Below are 22,845 nucleotides of genomic sequence, written 5' to 3'. Positions count from 1 at the left end.
CGGCGGAAAGCTTGCACCTGGATTGGAATGGAGGGACGTTTTGGAGCCATGGCACTCTCCTGTGATCACTGTGGCAAGTTCAGAGCCGGCGACTCGATGCCGCGCGCCTGGTCGATCTTCTCGGCCACTTTGAAGGCGGCCTCCAACTCGCTGATCCCGTACTGCTGCATGATCTGGTAGCGCTCGGCTTTCTCCTCGGGTTCGGTTTGTGCGAGCGCGAGATACAGACTCGGCGGAACGGCTCGGAACAGCACTTCCATGCTCTTGGACAGGATCACACCCTCGGTGAATTTCCCCGCCTCTTTGCGCGCCGACAGCATCAGCGCTTTCTGTGCGGGCGAGAGTTCGCGGAAACGCGCGATCTTCTCCACCTCGTCCGGGGGCATCGACAGGCAGATCCACCACTCGATCATGTTGAGCATCGGCTCCGCGGCCCGCGGCAGATCGTCGATGTTCTGCGTCGCGAGCCAGAACCACGCACCCAGCTTGCGCCACATCTTCGTGATCTTCACCACGTAGGGTGCGAGCAGTGGATTCTTCGTGATGATGTGCCCTTCATCGGTGACGTTGATGATCGGCCGCCCGAGGTACTGGTCGCGCTCGGCGATGTTGTTGACCGTGCTGATGAGGCTGATGTAGGCGATGGAAAGCTGTGCGTTGTAGCCCTCACGGGCATACGTCGCGAGATCAACCAGCGTGATGTCGGCCTCGGGCCAAGGGGTGCCGGCCCGGTCGAACATTTCGCCATCGGTGCCCTGGCAGAACATGTCCATGGCGTCCGCCATTTCCAGCAGGCGCACGCGCCGCATCTCGGGGAGCGTGGTGTCGCTGGCCCGTTCGCGCAGCGCGTCGCGCACGTCGCGCGTGAGCACGGTGCGCTTCTCGCCGTGGCAGCGCTCGGCCGCATCAAGGATGCATTGGCGGATCAGCGAACGGTCCGCCCGCGTCATCCGGGCTTCTTCCTTGTCCTCGCCGCCGGTGATCATCAGGCGCGCCGTGATCTCCAACTCGCCGAGCACGTCACGCTGCTCGTCCACCTCGGTCGCCGTGGCGTCCGGTGGCTGATCCTCGTCCAGCGCATCGGCATCGAGCGTCTGCACGGCGCTCGGGGTCTCGATGAGCCGGCGCGCGTCGGCAAAGGGCGCCAGGCTCACACCCACGCCCGGCGCCAACTTGACGCGGTGGACCGTCAGGCCGAGCTTGCGCGCGAATTCGGCGAACAACCCGAAGCTGTTGCCAGCCTCCACGATGAACAGGCGCGGCCGGTAGACCGCCGTGACCTGGTTCAGCAGGTTGTTGAGCGTCGCGGACTTGCCCGAGCCCGTCGGACCGAACAGGAACAGGTGGGCGTTCATCTGCCGGTCCAGCCGGTTGAGCGGATCGAAGGTGATCGGGCCGCCCCCACGGTTGAACATCGTGACGCCGGGATGCCCGGTGCCCTGGCTGCGCCCCCACACCGGTGAGAGATTCGCCGCGTGCTGCGCGAACATCAGTTGCGTGTACCACTTCTTGCGATCCTGGCTGGGGTTGTAGCAGCATGGCAGCCAGCGCAGATAGCTGTTCAGCGGCGCCACTTCGTCGTCCTCACGCACCGGCTGCAAACCGGCGTTGAGCATCACGTTCGCCAGATCCAGGCCGCGTCGGTCCAGCTCGGCCTCGTCGCGTCCGCGCAGGTAGAACGCCAGGGTGCCGCGGTAGAGCTTGTGCGCGCTGCCGATCAGCGAGCGGGCCTCGTGCACGTCCTTGAGCGTCTGCTCGGACGCCAGGGTTTCGCCCACGGCCTTTCTCGCCAGGTGGTTCAAATCCGATTCGAGGACGTCCTGGGGCGTGGCGACCATCGTCAGGCACATCAACGTGTCCTCTGGCATCTGGTCGAACAGCGTGTTGATCGCATCGCCCTTGCGGGTCTCGCCCGTCAGATGCCCGGTGCCGGGTGGCATGCGCAGTCGGTCGGTGATCAGGACGCGGTGCGGCATTCCGTCGAAATACCAGGTCCCTTGCGCGACATCGGAGCGCGGCGGTCCGAAGAACAGCCGCTGGCTGAAATCCCGCCCGCTTGCCAGTTCGATCTCGCCGTCCTCGCTCTCCTCGGGGTAACGCGCGAGCGCATAGAAGCGCTCCCGGTCCTCGCCCCCCGGGCCGAGCAGCGCGGGATTGGGGTTGAACCAGCGCAAGAGCCAGTCGTGAACATCTGCCGCACCCAGGCGCCGGGCCTGGATGCCGGCGTTGGCGAGCCCGCCGCACAGGCGGTCGCAGACGATGCCCAGCAATTGCTCGGGCGTTTGCCCGCGGCGTGTGGCTTGCCCGGTGGAGCGGCGATAGACCACCATCCGAACTCGCCGTGTCTGGCCGCGCCAGCGCAGTCGCGTGACCACCGTGTCCTCGAACAGCCCGCCGGGCTTGGCCACTGCGCGCAGGTGGTGGCCGAAGAAACGCAGGTAGAACTCCGTGAAATCCGTGCCGCGGGCGCGCGGTTGCACGTAGTTGCGCAAGGTCTGCATGTACTGGTCGAAGCTGGGCTCGTCCTGGGCGTAGAGCTGCAGCACCCAGGGGTTCTCGTCCAACTCATCGAAGCTGTCCTGCAGCGCGTTCTCCAAGGCGTCACGGGCATGCGCGAGCCATCCGGGTTCCCGACCTTCGGTGCCCAGAGGCACCAGCTCGAAGAACGCGGCCACGGACTGTCCATCCTCCAGCAGCATGGACTTCGACTTGGGCAGGAACTCCACCCAGGGCAGCAGTTCCACGAACGACGGCGCCACGTCGTACAGCGCCTGTTCGTCGGCCACGGTCGCCGGCCTGCGGCCCTGGACCGCCGCGCCGGGTTCGGGGATGCTGGCCTGGCGCAGGGTCTCGACGTGGCGCTGCCAGTGGTCCGGCTGGTCGTCGCCTTCGGATTCGCCCGGTGCGGCGACGGCCAGCTTCGGCCAGGAAAATTTCCACCGCATCAGTAGTCCTCCACGCGCTCGCCCGGCATGGCGTACTGGATGCGCTGGTACAGCGGGAAGACCGTCGTGTAGCCCGGCACAGGGACAGGGTCCGTGCCGGCCAGGTGTGGGTACACGTACATCACAAGGTCAGGATTGGGCAGTCGCTGGAACTGGCGATAGATCTCATTGCGGGCCGTGCGCGTGTAGCGCATCTGTTCGGCGGGCGCGGCCAGCACATCCGCGTCGGTCAACGGCCGGCGCAGGCTCTGGCGTGCATCGAGCAGTTGGCGGCGCGCGACCTGGCCTGCACCGCCACCCGAGCCGTCGCCGGTTTCCTGCTGCCAGATGTCCATCATCGTGCGGTCGCCGTGGGTCAGCAGTTCCTCCTTGCTGGTGGCGCAGGCGCTGAGTGCGGCCACGGCAACGGCCAGTGCGAGGCCCTTGGCCAAGTTAATCAAGTTCGAGCGCATGGGCTTCTCCTGCACGGTGATCGACGCGGCGGCCTTCGGGGTCGAAGTCGATGGCAAGGGGTTTTTCGAGGTGGACGGCGACCTTGGCGCCGGGCTGCACATAGACGGCGGCAAAGGCCTGGCCATACAGCTTGTTGACCCAGCTCGACATCTCCTGGACCCCGCCCGCGAGAATCCGGCCGACCGCTTCCTGTCCGCTGATGCCGACGCTGCCAATCGAGCCATCGGCGCCGACATAGGAGGCCCTGCCGCTGTCGGATTCGATGAGCGAGGCCACGCCCGCGCCCGCCGCGGTGATCAGGGCCTGCGAGCCGAGGTACTGCTGGGCGTTGCTGCGCCGTTCCCCGCTGACGCAAGGAATGCCATGCGGATCGCTGATCCAGCCAAGGCCGTCGCGCTGCTGGTTGTTCTGCTGGTTGCCTTCGCGGTCCTCGGGGATCGTGCGGATGGTCCCGTCGTGAAAGACGAAGGTGATGCTGCGCACCTGACCACGCACGCACGAGAGCGTCCAGTCACCAGAGGCCGTGCCGCTGAACACGGCACCCGCGACGTCGGGGATGTCGATGCCGTTGGCCGTCAGGTTGTCGGGGCCGACGAGTACCTTGAACGGATAGGGATCGTTCACCGTGCCGTCGATCGGCACGCGGCCAATCAGCGCGGTCATCGCCACCGACCCCATGAGGGTTGAATTCGTCGGCACCGTATAGACGGGCCTGGCAATTTTGACCCCGGCGGCGCGGGCGCCCGCATTCGCCACGGTTTCCGCAGTGGTTTCCAGCGTGCGCTGCGCCGGGCCGAAGCTCGTCGGGAAGCTCATGCCGCCGCTGGCCTTGCCGCTCGTGTTGCTACGGCCATCGGTCTGCTTCGCATCCTGAGGTTCCACCCACCGCACACCATCTTCCATCCCGGCCTCATCGCCGTCGCGCAGTCCCAGGCCCACCGGCAGATCGGCGTGGCCGCCGCCGCGTCCGCCGATGCTGTCGAGCCGACGTTGGAGGTCCGCGAGCAATCCCTCGGTCTGCTGGCGTTCGCTGGTAGCCTGTTGCTGGTCGCGCCGCAGGTCGGAGCGTTCGGACTCCAGCGCGGAACTGATGCGCTGGTCGATCGAGTTCTCGCGCTGGCGCAGGCGCTGGTTCTCGGAGCGCTGGGCCTTGTTGTCAGAGAGTGCAGCCTGAAGCTCGGTGCGCAGTTGCTTCACCTGCGCCACGAGCGTCGCCACCGTGTCGCGCGGGGTATCGCCCTCGATGCCCAGCGCCTTCATCTCCTCGGACGTGAGCTGGCTACCGCTTTCGGCTTGGGACGGTGCCGGGGTACCGCTTCCCGAGAACAGCCGGATGCCGACGAACAGCACCAGGAGGGCCACCGGGATCATCAGCCACTTGAGCAGGCCGTTACTGCGCATGATGGGCCTCCTTGTCGTCGCTGACCTCGGGTTGCCGCAGGTGCGCAGCCGGGTCGAAGCGGTGAATGGCCGGCAGCAGCGATGGTGCGAGGCCACGGCCGCGCGTCACCAGGTACAGAGCGGTGGTGTCCTCGGGTGTGCCGCGCGGGCCGAGCACCTCATGTTGGAAGGTTGCCGTCAAAAAGTCGCCTTGCAGCACCCGCGGGTCGAGCGTGATCCATCCCGCGCCGTAATTGCTGAGGCGCACGGCCGTCACCCACTGGTCTTCCAGGCGCCAGGAGGCGAGCGCGGTGGCGCGTACCGGCAGCGTCGACAGCAGCGTGCCGACTTCCAGGTCGCGGCGCAGGTTGACCCGCATGACGCCTGGCAGCGGTTCGACGGTGCGCAGTGGCGCGTACAGGTTCTGCGCGGCGAAGCGCGTCAGCACCACGGGGATTGGCGTTTCGCGATGGGTTGATCGCGCGGCCGCCTGGCCCTTGGCGAGTGCCGAGGCCTCGTCGGCATCGGCCCGCTGGTCGCCGTAACGCGCAGGGGTGGTACTGCTTTCGACGATGCGCACCGGCTCCAGCGCCGGCTCGCCGTCCTTGGCCGGCTCGGCGGCTATGTCCAGCAGGATCAAGACGCCCGTGTCAGCGTCCTGCAGTTGCAACCGCGTGGGCTCGATCGGCTCGTTCGCACGCAGGTACACCGCACCGCCTGCGCTTTGCACGCGCAGCCGCTCGCCAACACCCGCCGGTACGCCCACGCGCACGTTCCTGTCGATGAACACGATACGCTCCTGACCCACCCGCAAGGGCACGGCCAGCGGCATGCGTTCCCAGCGCAGGATCTCCACGGCCTGGGCAATGGGGGCCGTGGCCACGGCCAGCAGCCCCAGCCAGGCAAGTACGGGGTACTTCATGGGGTTTCTCCTTGAGGCGGCGGCGCCAGGCCGCCTTGGGTGGGCGCCGAGCGCGTCGGCTCCGGCGCGCTGATGCGCTGCGGCGTGCCGTCGTAGCAGTCGAGGGCCAGGCCGAACGGGTTGCGCGCTGGATCGATATCTACCCGCGTCACCTTGATGGGGTAGCGGACCAGGGCGCGCTTGACCTGTTCAGCGCCGTGGTACTCGTCGGCGCTGATGTCCAGCGTCACCACCCAGTCGCGGTCGGAGACCACGCGCACGCGCGCAGTGGGGTCTTCGCCGTAGCCGCGGCCGGGGATTTCGTAGATGCCGCGCACGCGCTGCCGCAGCTCGCCGGTGCTGCGCCGGTAGTCGTAGTCGGCGCGCAGGAATGCATGGCATGCGGGCGTGAGGTACGGAGACAGTGCATGCAGGTTGCGCGGGTAGTCTTCCTCGCCATTGGTCGGCCAGCGGTTGAGCTGCTGGAACACATAGAACGTGAAGGCATACACCGACTCGGGCGGCACCTCCCACCACTTGCGGGTGCTTCCCGAGCGCAGGTCTGGCGGCACATGGATGGTCAGGTCGCGCGGTGCGCTCCACCAGCCGCCGCCCATCACCAGTGCGACGACGATCAGCGCGCCAACGCCCAGGCGCAGCGTCTTGATGTGCGCCTGCAGGTGGGTGACCTCGTTCTTGAAACGACTCATCGCGCGCTCCTTTGCAGGAATCTGCGGGTGGACCAGAAGCCCGAGCGCGAGATCAGTACATGGCCGCCCACCCAACCGGCCACCAGCGGATGCCGCGTGGCGATGCGCCACTGCAACTGTCGGTACAGCCAGGTATCGGGCCGGCCGCGCTTGAGCCGACGCAGGATGCCGCCGCCCACAAAGACGCCCAGGGCCACGCCCAGGACGACGAAGGTGGGCGCCAGCGCGATCGTACGGAACACCCAGGACAGAGGCGCGCCGATCAGCAGGCCGGCGGCGCCGGACAGGCCGCAGCAGACCCACAGCTCGTCCGCCGTGAGGCCGCGCACGACCACCGGGTGGCGGTTGAGCCGGTGCGGAAGGAACGTGAGTGTTCCGTCAGCACGGATGTGCTGGTGCTCGGACATGGCCTGCACCCGCTTACAGGATGCCGGTGGCTTCGGTGAGCAGCCAGATGCCGATCACGAGCAGGACGGCACCGATGGCGACGGTGAGTCCGAACTGGCCCCAGGTCTTGCGGCCAGTGTGGATTTCCGCGTAGGTTCCGTAGGCGTGGTAGCACACGCCAATGAACATCGAGGCCACCACCAGCAAGGCCACGAGCATGATGATGTCGTAGCCGTAATTGCGGATGGTTTGCATGATGCCGCTGCCGGTGCCCCGCGTGGGGTTCTCCAGTTGCGGCAGTCCCTGTGCGAACGACAGCGCGGGCAGCGCGCCGGCGAGGGCCACGGCAGCGCGCTGGGCGAGACGGGAGGTGAGGATGCGGCTTTGCATGGTCAGTCCTTTCAGGAGAGGAGGAAGAAAGTCAGTACGACGTACATCGCGACGAAGCGGATGCACACGCCCAGGAACTGGCGTTGGTTGAGGCGGCTTTCCGACCACCCTACGTAGGCCGTTCGGATAGCCCACACGCCCCACACCAGCAACACGGCGAAGACGGCGCCGACCAGCACGGTTGCCATCGCGGCAGGCGCGATGCCGCTGTTGGCCTGGAAAGCCGAAAGCTGGGCGCCATTCATGGCTGGCCCTCCGGCGCGGGTGTCTGCGATGCAGGCGTGGCCCGCTCGGTGCGGTAGTCACCTGCCAGTTCGGAGGGGGCGCGCGGCTGGGCGCGCGATGGCGTAAGGTAGGCTTGGATGCCGGCGCGCATGCGCGCCAGGTCGGCCAGAATCCGTGGGTAGTCGAAGTGGTAGCGCTCGCCCGGAGCGACGGGGGTATGGGCGGCGCTGTACGCGACGGTGCGCTCCAGCGCATCAAGTTGACGCAGCGCGGTGGCAAGTTCTTGCCGTTGCGCCGGGTTCTCGGCGCGGGCTATCGGCGACAGGCCCATCAGGAGGACCGTCACGAGAAGCAGAGGCACGCCGCGATGCGCGACGCGCAGCCGGGTTGAAGCGACCATCGCACCATTCCTGTGTGATCAGCAATGACGCGATGGTGGAGATCCAGGCGACTTCAGGTCGCAAACAATGGGAATTCGCGAGTGACCGGATTGATGAGGGTTTGGGGCTGAAAATCTCGCTCAGCGTATCCTCTCCAAGTTACGCATCACCGGCAACCTTAGAAACGCAAACCAATCATGAGCAGGGAAACCACCAAGCAAGATCTTCTGTACTACCTGAGCGATGTCAAGGTTCCGGTAATCGCATTGAAAGGTCTATGGGGCACAGGAAAGACCCATTTATGGGAAGAGATCAAAGACAAGTACCCTCCCGTGGAAGGGAATGAGCACCTGTATACATCATGCTTTGGCCTGGAATCTATAGAGCAGATAAAAACCACCCTATTCCAGAACTCCCTAGGAAAAGCCGAAGGGGCAGTAGGCACCGTGCAGAAGTACTCAGGATTCGCCATTGATGTACTTGAGAAAATCACGGCCAAGGTAGCCCCTGCAGCTGGAGGTGGTGCTACTGTTCTTGGGAGCCTCGGCGGTTTGGTCCAATCGACCCTGGTAGACAAGATATTGCATTCACGTCTGATTGTGTTGGACGATATTGAGCGCCGTGGCAACGACTTTCAGATCGACGCACTGCTTGGCTTCATCGATCTCCTCAAGCGGAATCGCTGCAAGGTTCTGCTCATCCTCAATGAGGAGCCGCTGGTGAAAGCGCATACTTCAGATTGGCGAACGTTGAAGGAAAAATGCGTTGATCGGGAAGTCACACTGCTAACGTCTACCGAGGAAGCCGCCAATATCGGGCTGAGCACGGATCTGCAATATCGGGCCACCGTCATAAAGACGCTGGTGCAGCTATCGGTGACCAATATCCGTGTCATCCAGCGCATCGACCGAGTGGTGAAGACGGTGTTCGAGGGTGTGGATGATCTACATGGCACCATAGAGCATTCGCTGCTGCCGGCCGCGGTCTTGATGACTGCGCTTAATTTCAATGCCGTTCCCAACGGACCGGATATCTCTCAGTTGATGAGCGAGTGGTCCGCATGGTGCGTCAAGCCCAGCTACTTTGGAAAGAAGACGGAGGAAATTAGTGACGCTGTAGCATTTGCCACGAATGTGGAACTCACCCGCGATGGAGAGTTCCTGGATTTGGTTGTACAGCACATCCTGACTGGCCACAGGCTCAAGGAGAAGTTCGACGCACTCTTTCAGCATCGAAGCAAAAGGGATGCATCCAGCCAAGCGGAAAGCGCAGCCGTCCGATACATCGAAGATTCGTACCTAGACCCTTGGATGGCGGACGATGAATTCATCTCACAAGCTGCAGCCCATAAGGGAGCATGGGTGAATCTATCTGCCGACAAGGTCAGCGCCATTGTCAATGACCTCGAGGAAAGAGGTGCCGACGTGCTGGCTCGTGATATCGCAGAAGCCTGGGCAGAGCGTTGGAGCGGTTCACCAAGTCGTTGGCTCAGCCAACTGATGCCACTGGACGACTTTCACACAGTTATCAAAGAAGCCCTCATGGAAGGTAATCGCCGGCTTTCGGCCAGATCCTCTCTCCTTGATGCTGTCCTACAAGTGGCGACAGGAGGCTGGGACCCCAGTGATACAGACACCATCAATGAAGCAAGTGTCAAAGAAGCGTACGACACAATTCTTGCGCTGACGAGAAAGAACTTCGGCACGTTCGTCCACTTCTATCGAAAAGAGATCAAGAATCCTTTGCTCGGAAGCGGGGAAAGAGGCACCTTTTCCACAGGAGTGCCCCCATTTTTGGAAGCTGCCCAGCAGATAGTGTCCGAAAATGCGCGCCCGCGACTTACAAAGTTGTTGCGACTGCATTTGGGTGAGGCACTCAACGCGTCCCCTACCGCTCTCGAACAGACCTCGGATACCAATCTCACAGGTACTTCTTGAAGCTCCCCGCCGTCAGGCTCACCGCCAGCCCCAGCAACGCTGCGCTGGGCAACAGAATCACCAGCGGATGCACCGAGATTGGCAGCGCCAGGTATGTGACCCAAGGCAGCACGGCCAGCGGCATCAAGCTCGCTTTCGCGCGGTGGTAGATGAAGCCGGATTCCCGGCCCGCGCCGAAGCGGCGCACGTCACGCCGCACCAGGCCATCGATCAAACCGACAAAGGCCGCCGTGAAGATCAGCGGCAGCGTGAGAGCCAGCACCAGCAGCCGCACGAGGAAGGTCAGTGTCGTGAAGGCCGCGGCGATCAGATAGCTCTCGGTCCAGACATAGACTTGACTGATGAAGTACCGGAAGTTCCGCGTGGGCCCTTGACTGGGCGCGCGAGCGCGTTCGGCGGTCTGGCTCATCCGCTCCAGCAATCCCGAGCGCACGAACACCCATTCGTACCCGGTATCCACCAGCTCGTGCGCCGTGCGCCCCGGCTCCTGGACCACGACGCTGCGCGTGAAGTGGTTGGACAGGTGCCCCAACTCGTACTGCAGCATTTGCTGGGAGTGCCGCCAGCCCTGATCCTTCCAGAACAGGTGCATGCCCACGCACTCCACCACGATCGAGAACAGCAGCGAGCCGATCAACACCCCGAGCAGCCGGAACGGCAATGTGATGGCACCAATGATCAGGCCCTGGCGCTCGTTCTGTTCCCGCTGTGCGGTGGCGGCGGCATCACTCATGGTGCAGCCTCGTTACCGGCCGTGTCACCCGCGCGGGAGGCGGTGGCAGGCTCGCCAGTGGCTACTCCATCAAGCAGATCGTCGGGCAAAGCCGCATCCTGCAACGCAGGGGAACTGGTGAACACCCACCATTGGGTCGCATCGGTGTAGCTCTGGCGCATGTAGCCGGCGAGTTGCTGCAAGTCCCGCGGCATCACTTCATCTGGATCGGGCGCGGGCAGCGGCATCCTGATCTTCCAGAGCTGCCCGCCCTGCAGGAGCGCAAAACACTGTCCCTTGGGCAGGCCGACGATGTGCGGTGGCTCGATCATCGGTACGCTGGACATGCTGATGCGGTCCTGGGTGTTTGATGTGAAGTCTGTTGCGCCACGGATGTCCGAGCTGTCGGTCGCCCCAGAAACGATGGTGGTGGTATAGACCTCGACCTTGGGCAGTTGCCGGGTCAGCAGCTCGGCGGTGGCCGTCTCCCGGACTCGGAGCATGAACAGGTTGTTGAAGTTGCCGATCACCTGACCGGCCTTCGCGCGATTGCCGATGCGAGCTTCGATGTCGGAAAGCGTCTGCGTGTAGGCGGTGACCTGGATGCCGGCGCCGCCGCCTTTATTGATCATCGGGATGAACTCGTCGCCCATGAGTTCGTTGAATTCATCCGCATGAACGTTGATCGGCACCCGGGCGTCCGCGGATGCCGATGTCGACACGTTTGGCAGACCGTCGTCGATCCCGTGCTTGTAGATGTGCCCTGCGACCGACACCAGATCGGAGAACATGGAGTTCCCGACTGCTGCGGAGACCTCGGCGTCAGACAGCGCATCCAGCCCCACATAGACCACGGCGCGCTTTCTGATCACCTGCATCCAATCGAAGATCGGGCGGGGGTCGGCCAGGTCGGAATAGTTCGGCGCCAGGAGTTGCGCGATCTTGCCGCTGGTGAGTTTTTCCAGCAGCGGCAGCAACGATGCGACGATCTTGTCGAAGTAGGTCTTGTCGTACCGGACGGCCGAGCGCAGGCCGTCCAGCACCGGGTCGTAGTTGCGCGCCTGGGAGAGGTACTGCTCCAGTGCCACCACGCGCTTCTCGCGCCCGATCATGTTGCGCGGGATGTTCTTGTCGTTGATGCGCGCCTCGAGCTGGACGATGACCTCCCAGGCCTTGGGCTCGGTCTTCGCGAAGTAGTGCTGCGCATACTCGATAAACAGCGCATCGATGTTGATGACGTGGCGCTGGATCAGCATGTAGTCCGGCCGCTGTCCCAGTTCCACCAGGGCGCGCGCGATGATGTTCACGAAGCGCCAGGCGAACTCGCGGAAGGCCGCGCTGTTGCCTTCGCCGGAAAGCTGGCCCGCGATACGGGTGGCAACCTCGCTGATCCGACCAAAGCGCCCCACGGCGTTGTAGCGGGCAGAAATCTCCGGCCACCCCAGATGGAAGATGTAGAACTCGCTCTCGCGGCCTGCACGCTTGGCCTCCACGTACATGCGCTTGAGCAGGTCGGCATCGCCCTTGGGATCGAAGACGATCACGACCTCGTGTTCGCCTGCGGCGTTCCTGCGGCGAATGTCCTGGGTGATGAAGAGCTCGGCCAAGCGGGTCTTACCCACCCGCGTCGTGCCCAGCACCAGCGAATGCCCGACGCGCTCGCCCAGGGGCAGGCCGACGTCCACTTCCTCGGGCTCGATGCCGTGCAGCCGCGGCAGCCCGCCCACGGGCGGCAAGGGACGCACGGGATTGAAAGCCAGATCCCAGCCCGTGAGCTTCGGTAGGTGCGAAAGCGGAAACGGCGCGAACTCCAGCCGCTCTTCCAGGCGCCGCGCGAGCCGATAGGCCGGCGTCGGCTCGACGTAGCGCCGGAATTCGGGCCGATAAGTCTGCGTCAACCTATGGGTGTGCTTCTGCTCCCACAAGAAGCCGCGCCCGATAAACAGGCGCTGCTGGCTGACCGGCACGTCGCGGCTGGTCATCACGTAACGTGGCAGGCGGCGGATGTTGCGCCGGTAGCGCAGGATCACGCGGGCATCGCGGTAGCGGATCGCGCCGTAGGCACTGAACGCCAAGGCGCTGCCGACGCCCATCGCCGGACTCAACGCGAGCGACCACGGGGCCACCAGGGACAGAAACGCGGCGCCCGCACATGCCGCCACGGTGTATAGCTCCACCGCGGGGCGTAGCAGAACCTCAACCGGTTGTTTCCCCGACATGGCTTCATTGCTCGATGCCGGTCGCCGTGATCAGCACCGGGTAGTGACGTAGGCCCAGGCGCTCGGCCAGGTCGTCGCCGGTCGCGGGTGCCAGTGGCACGCCGGGCGCTAGCGCACGCAGGCGCGCCAGGGCCTGCGCCGTCTCGACGTTGACCACCAGGCCGACCGCGCCACGCCCGCGCAGCGAAGCCGCATGACGGTGCAACCAGGCCTGGGAAACCTCGTCGTCGCCAACGACCACAAAAGGCCGCAGGCCCGGTGCCTCGATGACCCGCCGCGACACCGTGCCGGGCGTGAGCTTGGCACTGCGCACCGGCAGCATCGCAGCCTCGTCAGCAGGTGTTGCGGGAATCTTGGGCGTCGGGATGGGAGGCCGTGCCGCGCTGTTGCCGCGCGGTTGAAGGTTAAGCGCATCGTAGTACGGCAGCGCCGAGGTGCCGCCACGGTCTTCCACCACGATCAGCGGCTCGGCGGCGTTCGTGACCAACGGCAGAGCCGCCAGCAGCATGAGCAGGCCCCTCAACGTGAGATTGGCTGGATGGGAATTCTTCATCGTGAAGTCTCCTGGCGCTGGGCAAGCGCCGTGACGGCTGGGCGCGTGCCCTGCACGCGGGCGAGGTGCCGGGATACGCTGTGCCGATACCGCGCGGCGGGCTCGCCCCCTGCGGGGCGGTGGTAGCGGCCGATCGCCTGCAGCCAGTCCTCGCCGGGCGTGTGCTGTTCGCGGAGGATGTCGGCGGCGATGGCGAGGTTGCGGTACGGGTCGAGCAACTCGCACGGGCTGGTGAAACGGTGCTTCTGGTAACCGAGGTTGATCTGCCCCAGGCCTGCGTCGATGCGTGTGTGCGGGATGGAGCGCATCGCCTGCTGCAGGCCGGTGCAGGCTTCGGCCCGGGTGGCGAAGCGGCGCGACTCGCCGGCGACGTTGATGGACCACGGCCATGGGACGACGCGGCCGCTGCGCCGAATCCCGCTCTCCTGCAGGGCCACGGCGTAGAGCACGGTTGAAGGGATGCCGGCGCGCTGTGCGGCGAGCTGGTAGGCCGGCGGCGGAATCTCCTGGGCATGGACGGCGCCGACGTACAGGCCGATCATGAGCAGCAGCGCGCGCAGTCTCCACGAGACAGACACAACGATCAGGGCTGACGCTGCCATTGGCCGTTCACCTCACGCACGACCGCCGGCAGGTCGCCAGGCAGGCCCAGCGACAGCCAACGGCCGCCGTCGTGGTTGAGCGTGATGCTGCCGCTGCGCACCCGTGCCGGGTCGATCTGCGCACGTTTGGCCCAGTCGCGGATGCGCGCATCGTCCTGGCGGCTGCCGACCATGTACAAGTCGAGCTCGGCACCCGAGGTTTGCAGGCGCTGCACGAGCTGCCCGCAAGGCGCGCAGCCGTCTTTGACGAAAACGGCTGTGCGGCCACTGCCGCGCACGGCGCCTGCGCCGGGCTTGTCGTCAGGCAGGTTCACGCGCTGCATACCGGGGTTCAGGCGCAGCCAGGCCTCGTCATAGGCGCGCTGGTACGCGAGCAGCTTCTCGACGCGGCGCGCTTCGGCCTGCACCTGCAATTGCGCGTAGCGCCGCCGCTCTTCATCCGAGCGGGCCTCGACGCCCAGCGCGGAAAGCGGGTCCAGGTTGGGCGAATAGATGCCGAGCGGCCCCTCCATCAGTTCGCGGTAGCGGGCGAACTCGTCGTCGCGCAGGCCCCATTCCTTCGCCAGCCTTCCATCGCGGCTGTGCTCGATCTGGGTCTGGCTGGTGCGAGGCGGCTGGATGTTGGAAGCTTGCTGGCGCGTCTGCTGTGCAGCCGCCGGCAGGTGAAGCGCCGCGAGCAGCGACACGATGAGGATGGGGTGGCGTTTCATCGCATGGCCTCCTCAGGGAATCGCTAAGCGGCGGATCTGCTCGCCGGCCCGGAACACGGCGGTGTTCCCCTCGATGGCCTGCACGCGCCAGGGGCCGACGGTATCGCCCGGCAGCAGCACCTGAAGCTGGTCGGCGGTGAAAGCGCCGGTCGCTGGCGCAACGGACACGCTGCGCTGGCCGGCGCGCAGTTCGGCGCCTACCACGCGGAACGGCAGCGGGAGCGGCTCGGGCTTGGAAGCGGCGGGCCTGCTTGGCGATCGCGACTGCGCAGGCGTAGCGGCACGGGCTGTCGCCTGACGCGCCTTGATCTGCTCGACCTCCGCGCGCAGCGCCTGAAGATCGTCCGTGGCGGCGTGGCCGCTCAGGGTCTGCTCGACCTGCGCCATGCGGTCTTCCAGAGCCTGGCGGGTGTCTTGCAGTCCTGCCGCCGTCGCGGCCGCTGGCCGCTGCTGCATGCTCTCGGTCAGACCGGCCACCTGCGCTTCGAGGCGCTGCAGATCCGAATCGACCCGCTCCCGGTCGGCCAGGTCGTTCATCGCCTGAAAGCCCAGGAACACGAAAACGCTGAGGCAGGCCAGCCAAAGCCAGAGCAGGCTTTGCACGACCACGGCGGCAGTCGTGCGCCGGGAAGATTGTGGGGCGGTGTTCATGGCTGGCCTCCCGCGAGAGGGAAGCTCTGCACCGTCTCGGCGGCAAACGGTTCGGCACCTGGTGCGACCCTGGCGTCGCCTGCGCCCCCCTCGAAGCAGACTTGGCGCGTGCGGTCATCCGCGTGCAGTTCCCAGGCCGGCCCGGCCAGGATCAGCAGTGCATCGCGCAGGCTCATGGGGCCCAGATGCAGGTGCGCGGCCGGCAGCGGCAGCGCGTACAACTCGATCACGGCATGCGTCGTCTCGCAAAGCTGGTAGCCGCTGCGTTTGAGCACATGCCGCAGCCCGTCACCGACCGTGGTGCGGGCGTCCTCCGGCATGGAGACATCGACGGTCTGCAACAGCAGGTCGCGCTGTGCCGCCATCGGTGCCAGCTCGACGAGGGTGTAGCGGCCATAGCGGACGACCGGAATGAATTGGGGCGCCTCAGGCTCGAGTACGGGCGCGGCTGCCTCGATGGCGTCGGGCGTGAGCGGCGCGGTGGTGGTCGCGCAGCCGCTGGCCAGGGCTGCGGCCAGCAGGCCGGCACCGACCAGACGCCGGGATACATGGATTGCGAGCATGGCATCGACTCTTCTGTTGCGATGCCGATACCTTGGCTGCGCAGTGCTGTGCGGTCAGCCAGGAATGAGAACTGGGGGCTGCCCGCTTTTAGCGAGGCTGGGTAGTGCTTATCCGCGCATAGTTATGAAAATATTTCGCGTTATAGGACAATAAATGGTACATTGCGCGAATTAATTGCAATCTATCGTCCTGACCATGCCCCAACATCTTTCGGATGTCCTGGACGCCTGCGAGCGCATGGGCAAGCTAAACATCCGCACTGGCGACCTGCGCGCCAGGTTGGCCGATGCCAGCCCCGAGGCACTGCGCAAGGCGCTGTATCGCCAGCAGCGGGCTGGGCGATTGGTGCGCCTGTCCCGCGGTTCGGATCATTGGCTGATCGTACCGTTGCAGTACGCGGCGACCGGAAGCCCACCCCTGGAGACATGGCTCGACGCCTACCTGCGCAAGACCCTGAAAACGCCGTATTACGTCGGACTGCTCAGTGCAGCCGAGGCCTACGGCGCCTCCCCGTATGCCGTCATGGTCACGCAGGTGATGGTGGAAACCAAGCGCCGTCCGATCACCGTCGGTCGACATGAACTCGTCTTTCACACCTGCGCACGCATCGAAGCGATGCCGACCCGATGGCACGACAGCGCCGATGGCCGCTTCAGGGTCAGTACGCCCGAGCTGACCGTGCTGGACCTGATCCAACGCGACAGCACGCTTGGCGGCATGAGCCGGGTGCGGGAAGTTCTGAGCGCGCTCTGGCCCCATTGCGAGCAAGAAGGTCTGACTCAGGCGCTGGACGCCATGCAGAGCGTGCCGGTGGCACAAAGGCTCGGCGCGCTGTTGGCGCTCGACGAACAGGCCAGCCTGCTGGCGCCGCTGTCGAATTGGCTGCGGGACAGGCCGATGCGGCTGATCGCGCTCGAAGGCGCGCTGCCCCAGCGTGGCGAACGCGCCGACAACACTAACGCGGATTTCAAGGTCTGGGTTCCGCCCCAGCAAGGAGCCAACACATGATGCAGCAAACCCACCTGACGGCATGGCAGGCCCATGCGCCCTGGCCCAAACGCAGCCAGATCGAGCAGGACCTGCGGCTGTCGCGCGGCGTGGCGGCGATCTTCGGCGACGAGGTGCTACGCGAACACCTGGCGATGCGCGGCGGCACGGTACTGCACAAGGCGCATCTGGCGCCGGCGGCGAGGTATTCGGAGGACATCGACCTGGTGCTGGTCAAGTCGATGGACACCGACACGCTGGACGGCCACCTGCGCCGGGTGCTGACGCCCGTGCTGGGGCGGCCCAGCGATTCGCTGATTGCCGATGCGTGGCTCGCGATCCGCAACGTGCTGCGGCCCTCGAAAATCCTGCGCACCGCCTACAAGTTCATCCCACTGGGCCTGCAGCGCGAGGAAACCATCAAGGTCGAAGTCAACCTCAACGAAAGCGCCTCGCTCTATCCCCTGGTCGATGTGGCGCTGGACGTGCTCGACGAAGACGGCGACCGCATGCAGGCCACGGCGCGCTCTTACGACATCAACGAGATGCTGGGGACCAAGACGCGCGCCCTGATGCAGCGTGAGCAAGGCCGCGACCTGTTCGACCTGGTGCATGCCTGGCAACTCGGCGAAGCCGGCAGCACACCGTATGCGGTCGATGGCGCTAAGACGATGCAGGCCTTCGTCTGGTATCTGGAGCAGGAAGGCACCCACTTCAGTGCGCAAGAGGCCAACGCGCACCTCGACGTGCGCCTGGGCAAGGCAGGCTTTCGCCGCGATATGGACACGCTGCTGCGGCCTGGTCTGCCGGCCTTCGACGTGGATCGGGCGGGCGAGATTGTGCGCGAGGCGTATTTCCGGCATCTGCCGTAATCTTACTGTGTCATAAGTTTCATAGTTCGATCTTCTCGACTTCGTGCAGGAGAATCGATGAATGCAGCCGAGCGCTTTGATCTCTACCTTGCACACCTGAGCGAAGGTGAGCCTGGGGCCTTCGGCCCTCTTTTTACTACGCTGACGGTTCTCAGATCGCCGCTTGATTGACGCGCCGGCTCAAGGCTTCGGCATTTTCCTTGCGCTCGCTGTAGCGGTCCACCAGGTACGGCGCCGCATCGCGCGTGAGCAGCGTGAACTTCATCAACTCTTCCATCACATCCACGATACGGTCGTAATAGGCCGAGGGCTTCATGCGTCCTGCTTCATCGAACTCCTGGTACGCCTTGGCGACCGAAGACTGGTTGGGGACGGTCAGCATCCGCATCCAGCGGCCCAACACGCGCATCTGGTTGACGGCGTTGAAGGACTGCGAGCCCCCCGACACCTGCATCACCGCCAGCGTCTTGCCCTGAGTCGGACGCACCGCGCCGACCGACAGTGGAATCCAGTCGATCTGGGTCTTCATCAAGCCGGTCATGGCGCCGTGGCGCTCGGGCGAACTCCATACCATGCTTTCGGCCCATTGCACCAGCTCGTGCAGTTCCCTGACCTTCGGGTGATCGTGAGGCGCATCGTCCACCAGCGGCAGGCCCGAGGGGTTGAACATCCGTGTCTCACCGCCGAGCGCACGCAGGATGCGCGCCGCTTCTTCGGCCGCCAGACGGCTGAACGAGCGTTCGCGCAGCGAGCCGTAAAGCAGCAGGAAGCGGGGCGCGTGCGTGGCACGTTCGGGCGCCAGCAGCCGCTGGGCATCGGGTTGCTGGAACAGCGCGGTGTCGAGATTGGGCAGGTCGATTCTGGATTCAGACACGGTGGCCTTCCGCATTCACCACGGCTTCGCCGTCTTCCTTGTTGAACGCGCCGCGCTGGGGTTGCGGCAGGATGTCCAGCACCGTTTCCGAAGGTCGGCACAGGCGCGTGCCCAGCGGCGTGACCACGATGGGCCGGTTGATGAGGATGGGATGCTGGAGCATGAAGCCGATCAACTGCTCGTCGCGCAACGAAGGATCATCCAGGCCGAGTTCGGCGTAGGGCGTGCCTTTCTCGCGCAGCACAGAGCGTACTGGTACGCCCATCGCAGCGATCAGTGCTATTAGCGTCTCTCGGTCGGGTGGCGTCTTCAGGTACTCGATGACCGTCGGCTCCTCGCCGCTGTTGCGGATCAAGGCGAGTACGTTGCGCGACGTCCCGCAGGCGGGGTTGTGATAGATGGTGATAGGGCTCATGACATTGCCTCGGTTCAGGGGTTCGTGGGATTCGTAGGGTTGGCGGAATACATGCGGGTTCCTGTGAACCGCCACCGGCGGCCCAGCCACAAGGCGACATGTACCAGCCCGATGAGCACCGGCACTTCCACCAGCGGCCCGATCACCGTGGCGAAGGCGACCGGCGAGGCCAGGCCGAACGACGCGATGGCCACGGCGATGGCCAGCTCGAAGTTGTTGCCTGCGGCGGTGAAGGCGATGGCGGTGGTGCGCGGATAGTCGGCCTGGATCAGCCGGCCCATGAAGAAACTGATGAGGAACTGGATCACGAAGTAGAGCGCCAGCGGCACGGCGATCTTCAGCGCGTCCAGCGGCAGGCGCACCACGTCGGCACCCTTGAGGCTGAACATGGCCACGATGGTGAACAGCAGCGCCGCCAGCGTGATGGGACTGATCCGCGGCAGGAAGGCACGCTCGTACCAGTCCTCGCCCTTGCGCCGAATCAGCGTGCGCCGGGTAAGGAAGCCGGCCAGGAACGGAATGCCCAGGTAGATCAGCACTGCCTCGGTGATCGTCCAGAAGCCGACGTCGATGACGCTGCCTTGCAGGCCGAACAGTGGTGGTAGCACCGACAGGAAGAACCAGGCGTAGGTCGAGAAGAACAGGATCTGGAAGATCGAATTGAAGGCGACCAGCCCCGCGACATACTGGTTGTCGCCACGCGCCAACTGGTTCCACACCAGCACCATGGCGATACAGCGCGCCAGTCCGATCAGGATCAGGCCGGTCATGTATTCCGGCTGGTCTCGCAGGAAAATCACCGCCAGCACGAACATCAGCACCGGCCCGATGATCCAGTTCTGCACCAGCGATAGCAGCAGCACGCGCCGGTCGGCGAAGACCTCGTGCAGCGTCTCGTAGCGCACCTTGGCCAGCGGCGGGTACATCATCAAGATCAGGCCGATGGCGATCGGGACGTTGGTCGTGCCGATCGAGAGCGCATTCAGCGTATCGGGCAAACCGTCGAAGAGCGTGCCCAGGGCGACGCCGAGCGCCATCGCGGCGAAAATCCAGACGGTGAGGTAGCGATCCAGGAAGGACAAGCGTGAGGGAGGATTCGGCATCGAATGTCCGTTTTGGGGGCTATCTAGATTCATGAGGTTTTCCAGTTCGCCAAAGCCCGCAGACGCTCCACCCCCACCGGCTCCTCGGTCAGAAGAGGCACGACGGCATGGCGTCGGGCATGCCGCGTGGACACGGCGTCGATTTCCTGCAGCTCGTTGCGCGCGCGCTGGCGCAGCAGCGGGGAATGTGGGTGCGCGGCTGCCACACTGTTGTTGACGACCCAGGCCCAAGGCTCGATACCCGCGCGGCGCAGGTCGTCTTGCAGGTTGGCAGCTTCCAGCACGGGCGTGGTTTCGGCCAGGATGACGATGAGCACCTTGGTCTGCTTCGGGTCTTGCAACTGCATCATCGGCGTCGTGAAGTGAACGCCCGTCTCACCCATCTGCCGGGCGATGTCGCGGTGGTAGGCGCCGGTGGCGTCGAGCAGCAGCAAGGTGTGACCGGTGGGCGCGGTGTCCATCACCACGAACTTCCTGCCCCCTTCGCGGATGGCGCGGGAGAACGCCTGGAACACCGCGATTTCCTCGGTGCAGGGCGAGCGCAGGTCTTCTTCCAGCAGCGCGCGGCCTTCGGCATCGAGCTGCGCGCCCTTGGTGTCCATCACATGCTGGCGATAGTGCGCCGTGGCCTCCTGCGGGTCGATGCGGCTGAGTGCCAGATTGGGAAGGGAGCCTTCCAGCGTATCGGCCAGATGCGCGGCCGGGTCGGAGGTGGTCAGGTGGACGGGCAGCCCCCGGCTGGCCAACTCTACAGCGATGGCGGCAGCCAGCGTGGTCTTGCCCACGCCGCCCTTGCCCATCACCATGACCAGCCCGTGTCCATCGACGGCGATCTCATCGACCAGGGTGGACAAGTCTGGCGCATTGATCCGGGTAGGCAGCTCAATGGCATCGGCGCCATGCGTGGCGTCGGTATCAACCAGCAGGTGGCGCAGGGCATCGAGGCCCACGAGGTTGAACGGCTTGAGCGCGATCTGATCCCGAGGCAACGCCTGGAGCGCCTGCGGAATGGCGACAAGTGTGGCCTGCTCTCTTTTGTAGATGGCGGTGGCCAGGGCATCGTTTTCAGCCTCGCCGGCGGGGAAGACGCCGTTGATGACTAGGTGTTGCTGCGACAAGCCGATGGCGGCCAGCTCTTCATGGGTGCGTGCCGCCTCGCGCAGTGTGGGGCGCTGCGCACGGGCCACCAGCACCAGGCGGGTGCGCAAGGGATCGGCCAACGCCTCTACCGCAGCCTTGTACTGGCTGCGCTGCTTTTCCAGCCCCGCCAAAGGGCCAAGGCACGACGCATCGCCCTTGTCCGCTTCGAGAAAGCCGCTCCATGTGCCCGGCAGTTGCAGCAGGCGGATGGTGTGGCCGGTAGGCGCCGTGTCGAAAATGATGTGTTCGTAGTCCTGCGTCAACGCCGCATCGGTCAGCAGCGCCGTGAACTCGTCGAAGGCGGCGATTTCCGTGGTGCAGGCGCCCGACAGGGATTCTTCGATGCCGCGCACCACGTCGTCGGGCAGCACGCCCCGCACCGGCCCGGCGATCCGTTCACGGTAGGCCTGTGCCGCAGCCTGCGGGTCAATTTCCAGCGCCCACAGGTTCGGTACGGCAGGAATCGCCGTGATGCGGTTGCCAATCGTCTCGCCGAACACCTGCCCCACGTTGGAAGCCGGGTCGGTGCTGACGAGCAGCACGCGCTTGCCCTGGGCCGCCAGTTGCACGGCCGTTGCGCAGGCGATGGAGGTCTTGCCGACGCCCCCTTTGCCAGTGAAGAAAAGAAACCGGGGCGGTTCGGTCAGAAAGTGCATGTAATCCCCTTGTTCAGCAGCAGCGGCTATCAGGGCCAGAGCAGCAAGCGCCTTGGGCTGGGGCGGCTTCGGGTGCCTTGATGCCAGCCCAGCGGGTCAATTCGCTGCGCTTGGGATAGCGGCCGGCCAAGGCCACCTCGCCATCGACCAGAACCAGGGGCAGCGCCTCTTGGCCCGAGCGTTCCAGAAAGCCCTTCACGGTTCACTCTTGGCCGATGTTTCGCAACTCGCGTTGCAGCGACATGGCGTCCAGGCGTTGCAGTGGCAGCGAGAGAAACAGCTCGATGCGGCGGCGCAAGGTCAGCGCGGCATCCTTGAACGCCTTGAGCCGTTGTTCTTCTGTGCCTTCGACGGCTGCCGGATCGGGCACGCCCCAATGCGCCGACACCGGCTGGCCCGGCCAAAGCGGGCAGACTTCGCCAGCGGCGTTGTCGCAGACGGTGAAAATGAAATCGAATACTGGCGCGCCTGGCGCCACAAACTCATCCCAGCTCTTGCTGCGATAACCGGTCGCCGGCATATGCAGCCGCTCCAGCGTGGCGAGCGCCAGTGGGTGGACTTCCCCCTTGGGATGGCTGCCTGCCGAGTAGACCCGAAAGCGCCCCTGGCCCAGCTCGTTGAGGATGCCTTCAGCGAGGATGGAGCGGGCGGAATTGCCCGTGCAGATGAACAGTGCGTTGTATGTGGCCTCTGTGGTCATGGCGTGCTTTCAGCAGGAGGGACAGGTGGAAGGAGATTCAGTGACTTCGCATGCACCGCCCTGGCAGCAGTGTTCGGTCATGTAGCCGAGCAGGCTGTTCATCTGCGCGAAGTCGGCGCGGTAGATCAGGTGGCGCCCTTGCTGCTCGACGGTGACGAGGCCGGCGTGAGCCAATTCCTTTAGATGGAAGGACAGGGAGTTGCGGGCGACGTCGAGCTGGTCGGCCAGTACGCTGGGCGTCAACCCCTCGGGGCCGACGACGACCAGGGCGCGGAAGACGCGCAGACGCTGGGTGTGGGCCAAGGCACCGAGGGCGGAAACAGCTTGATCTTCATTCATGATTCTATAATACAACATTTATCGAATTAAAAGTAAATGC

26 protein-coding genes are annotated in these 22,845 nt (G+C 65.0%); 3 read left to right on the top strand and 23 right to left on the bottom strand.

Annotation, left to right across the window (positions count from 1 at the left end):
* Nucleotides 1-65: 65 nt before the first annotated feature.
* The 9 genes from ACX12L_RS09570 to ACX12L_RS09530 are packed head-to-tail and all read right to left on the bottom strand — an operon-like array spanning nucleotide 66 to nucleotide 7,791.
* Entirely contained in the window at nucleotides 66-2,945 is a 2,880-nt protein-coding gene (locus tag ACX12L_RS09570) for a conjugative transfer ATPase (RefSeq protein WP_201395541.1), read from the bottom strand.
* Nucleotides 2,945-3,397 (bottom strand): TIGR03751 family conjugal transfer lipoprotein, encoded by a 453-nt coding sequence (locus ACX12L_RS09565; protein WP_187725725.1) that lies wholly within the window; start codon nucleotides 3,395-3,397, stop codon nucleotides 2,945-2,947. Before ACX12L_RS09565 ends, ACX12L_RS09570 begins: the two co-directional genes overlap by 1 nt.
* A complete protein-coding gene (locus ACX12L_RS09560; protein WP_459262369.1) occupies nucleotides 3,378-4,799 on the bottom strand; it encodes a TIGR03752 family integrating conjugative element protein in 1,422 nt (473 codons plus the stop codon). Before ACX12L_RS09560 ends, ACX12L_RS09565 begins: the two co-directional genes overlap by 20 nt.
* Nucleotides 4,789-5,700, bottom strand: a complete 912-nt coding sequence (locus ACX12L_RS09555) for a TIGR03749 family integrating conjugative element protein (protein ID WP_201395539.1) — start codon at nucleotides 5,698-5,700, stop codon at nucleotides 4,789-4,791. The genes ACX12L_RS09560 and ACX12L_RS09555 overlap by 11 nt, the downstream gene beginning before the upstream one ends.
* Nucleotides 5,697-6,389: a PFL_4703 family integrating conjugative element protein gene (locus ACX12L_RS09550; RefSeq protein WP_187725724.1), complete on the bottom strand. Its 693-nt coding sequence runs from the start codon at nucleotides 6,387-6,389 to the stop codon at nucleotides 5,697-5,699. Before ACX12L_RS09550 ends, ACX12L_RS09555 begins: the two co-directional genes overlap by 4 nt.
* A complete protein-coding gene (locus ACX12L_RS09545; protein ID WP_187725723.1) occupies nucleotides 6,386-6,796 on the bottom strand; it encodes a TIGR03750 family conjugal transfer protein in 411 nt (136 codons plus the stop codon). Before ACX12L_RS09545 ends, ACX12L_RS09550 begins: the two co-directional genes overlap by 4 nt.
* A gap of 13 nt (nucleotides 6,797-6,809) precedes the next feature.
* Nucleotides 6,810-7,166 carry a TIGR03745 family integrating conjugative element membrane protein gene (locus ACX12L_RS09540; RefSeq protein ID WP_201395538.1) on the bottom strand — a complete coding sequence of 119 codons (357 nt, stop codon included), beginning with the start codon at nucleotides 7,164-7,166 and terminating at the stop codon, nucleotides 6,810-6,812.
* A gap of 11 nt (nucleotides 7,167-7,177) precedes the next feature.
* Nucleotides 7,178-7,411, bottom strand: coding sequence for a TIGR03758 family integrating conjugative element protein (locus tag ACX12L_RS09535; RefSeq protein WP_187725721.1), 234 nt, complete (start codon nucleotides 7,409-7,411; stop codon nucleotides 7,178-7,180).
* Nucleotides 7,408-7,791: an integrative conjugative element protein, RAQPRD family gene (locus ACX12L_RS09530; protein WP_187725720.1), complete on the bottom strand. Its 384-nt coding sequence runs from the start codon at nucleotides 7,789-7,791 to the stop codon at nucleotides 7,408-7,410. The genes ACX12L_RS09535 and ACX12L_RS09530 overlap by 4 nt, the downstream gene beginning before the upstream one ends.
* A gap of 177 nt (nucleotides 7,792-7,968) precedes the next feature.
* On the opposite strand from ACX12L_RS09530, the gene ACX12L_RS09525 reads away from it, so the two are divergent.
* Nucleotides 7,969-9,708 (top strand): hypothetical protein, encoded by a 1,740-nt coding sequence (locus ACX12L_RS09525; RefSeq protein WP_459262368.1) that lies wholly within the window; start codon nucleotides 7,969-7,971, stop codon nucleotides 9,706-9,708.
* Here ACX12L_RS09525 and ACX12L_RS09520 read toward each other — a convergent pair.
* The 7 genes from ACX12L_RS09520 to pilL2 are packed head-to-tail and all read right to left on the bottom strand — an operon-like array spanning nucleotide 9,692 to nucleotide 15,718.
* A complete protein-coding gene (locus ACX12L_RS09520; protein WP_187725705.1) occupies nucleotides 9,692-10,441 on the bottom strand; it encodes a TIGR03747 family integrating conjugative element membrane protein in 750 nt (249 codons plus the stop codon). The two genes, ACX12L_RS09525 and ACX12L_RS09520, sit on opposite strands and share 17 nt — an antisense overlap.
* Nucleotides 10,438-12,639 (bottom strand): type IV conjugative transfer system coupling protein TraD, encoded by a 2,202-nt coding sequence (traD, locus tag ACX12L_RS09515; RefSeq protein WP_187725704.1) that lies wholly within the window; start codon nucleotides 12,637-12,639, stop codon nucleotides 10,438-10,440. The genes ACX12L_RS09520 and traD overlap by 4 nt, the downstream gene beginning before the upstream one ends.
* Before the next feature lie 4 nt (nucleotides 12,640-12,643).
* The gene (locus tag ACX12L_RS09510; RefSeq protein WP_187725703.1) at nucleotides 12,644-13,192 is read right to left on the bottom strand and encodes an integrating conjugative element protein; all 549 of its coding nucleotides are present in this window, start codon (nucleotides 13,190-13,192) and stop codon (nucleotides 12,644-12,646) included.
* Nucleotides 13,189-13,794 carry a transglycosylase SLT domain-containing protein gene (locus ACX12L_RS09505; protein ID WP_201395536.1) on the bottom strand — a complete coding sequence of 202 codons (606 nt, stop codon included), beginning with the start codon at nucleotides 13,792-13,794 and terminating at the stop codon, nucleotides 13,189-13,191. The genes ACX12L_RS09510 and ACX12L_RS09505 overlap by 4 nt, the downstream gene beginning before the upstream one ends.
* A complete protein-coding gene (locus tag ACX12L_RS09500) occupies nucleotides 13,776-14,504 on the bottom strand; it encodes a TIGR03759 family integrating conjugative element protein (RefSeq protein ID WP_187725702.1) in 729 nt (242 codons plus the stop codon). The genes ACX12L_RS09505 and ACX12L_RS09500 overlap by 19 nt, the downstream gene beginning before the upstream one ends.
* Before the next feature lie 12 nt (nucleotides 14,505-14,516).
* Nucleotides 14,517-15,155, bottom strand: coding sequence for a hypothetical protein (locus tag ACX12L_RS09495; protein WP_187725701.1), 639 nt, complete (start codon nucleotides 15,153-15,155; stop codon nucleotides 14,517-14,519).
* Nucleotides 15,152-15,718, bottom strand: coding sequence for a PFGI-1 class ICE element type IV pilus protein PilL2 (gene pilL2, locus ACX12L_RS09490; RefSeq protein WP_187725700.1), 567 nt, complete (start codon nucleotides 15,716-15,718; stop codon nucleotides 15,152-15,154). Before pilL2 ends, ACX12L_RS09495 begins: the two co-directional genes overlap by 4 nt.
* Before the next feature lie 196 nt (nucleotides 15,719-15,914).
* Between pilL2 and ACX12L_RS09485 the strand changes: the two genes are divergently transcribed.
* Both ACX12L_RS09485 and ACX12L_RS09480 read left to right on the top strand, forming a co-directional pair.
* Complete coding sequence (locus tag ACX12L_RS09485; protein ID WP_187725699.1) at nucleotides 15,915-16,727, top strand: type IV toxin-antitoxin system AbiEi family antitoxin domain-containing protein; 813 nt, start codon at nucleotides 15,915-15,917, stop codon at nucleotides 16,725-16,727.
* Nucleotides 16,724-17,578: a nucleotidyl transferase AbiEii/AbiGii toxin family protein gene (locus ACX12L_RS09480; protein ID WP_201395535.1), complete on the top strand. Its 855-nt coding sequence runs from the start codon at nucleotides 16,724-16,726 to the stop codon at nucleotides 17,576-17,578. Before ACX12L_RS09485 ends, ACX12L_RS09480 begins: the two co-directional genes overlap by 4 nt.
* A 151-nt stretch (nucleotides 17,579-17,729) precedes the next feature.
* On the opposite strand, the gene arsH is transcribed toward ACX12L_RS09480, so the two are convergent.
* The 7 genes from arsH to ACX12L_RS09445 are packed head-to-tail and all read right to left on the bottom strand — an operon-like array spanning nucleotide 17,730 to nucleotide 22,805.
* Nucleotides 17,730-18,452: an arsenical resistance protein ArsH gene (gene arsH, locus ACX12L_RS09475; protein WP_330847375.1), complete on the bottom strand. Its 723-nt coding sequence runs from the start codon at nucleotides 18,450-18,452 to the stop codon at nucleotides 17,730-17,732.
* Entirely contained in the window at nucleotides 18,445-18,867 is a 423-nt protein-coding gene (gene arsC, locus ACX12L_RS09470; protein WP_201395533.1) for an arsenate reductase (glutaredoxin), read from the bottom strand. The genes arsH and arsC overlap by 8 nt, the downstream gene beginning before the upstream one ends.
* A gap of 14 nt (nucleotides 18,868-18,881) precedes the next feature.
* Nucleotides 18,882-19,949, bottom strand: coding sequence for an ACR3 family arsenite efflux transporter (gene arsB, locus ACX12L_RS09465; RefSeq protein ID WP_330847374.1), 1,068 nt, complete (start codon nucleotides 19,947-19,949; stop codon nucleotides 18,882-18,884).
* A 50-nt stretch (nucleotides 19,950-19,999) separates the two neighbouring features.
* Nucleotides 20,000-21,766: an arsenical pump-driving ATPase gene (gene arsA / locus ACX12L_RS09460; RefSeq protein ID WP_201395532.1), complete on the bottom strand. Its 1,767-nt coding sequence runs from the start codon at nucleotides 21,764-21,766 to the stop codon at nucleotides 20,000-20,002.
* Between the two features lie 13 nt (nucleotides 21,767-21,779).
* On the bottom strand, nucleotides 21,780-21,965 hold the full coding sequence (locus ACX12L_RS09455) for an arsenic metallochaperone ArsD family protein (protein ID WP_201395531.1): 186 nt from the start codon (nucleotides 21,963-21,965) through the stop codon (nucleotides 21,780-21,782).
* 3 nt (nucleotides 21,966-21,968) lie between these two features.
* Nucleotides 21,969-22,466, bottom strand: a complete 498-nt coding sequence (locus tag ACX12L_RS09450) for an arsenate reductase ArsC (RefSeq protein WP_201395530.1) — start codon at nucleotides 22,464-22,466, stop codon at nucleotides 21,969-21,971.
* Between the two features lie 9 nt (nucleotides 22,467-22,475).
* On the bottom strand, nucleotides 22,476-22,805 hold the full coding sequence (locus ACX12L_RS09445) for an ArsR/SmtB family transcription factor (protein ID WP_201395529.1): 330 nt from the start codon (nucleotides 22,803-22,805) through the stop codon (nucleotides 22,476-22,478).
* Nucleotides 22,806-22,845: the final 40 nt, after the last annotated feature.

The sequence above is a fragment of the Alicycliphilus sp. T452 genome, assembly GCF_054512775.1.
The sequence above is the reverse complement of the archived record's forward strand: the minus strand, read 5'-3'. Positions and strand labels throughout refer to the sequence as shown.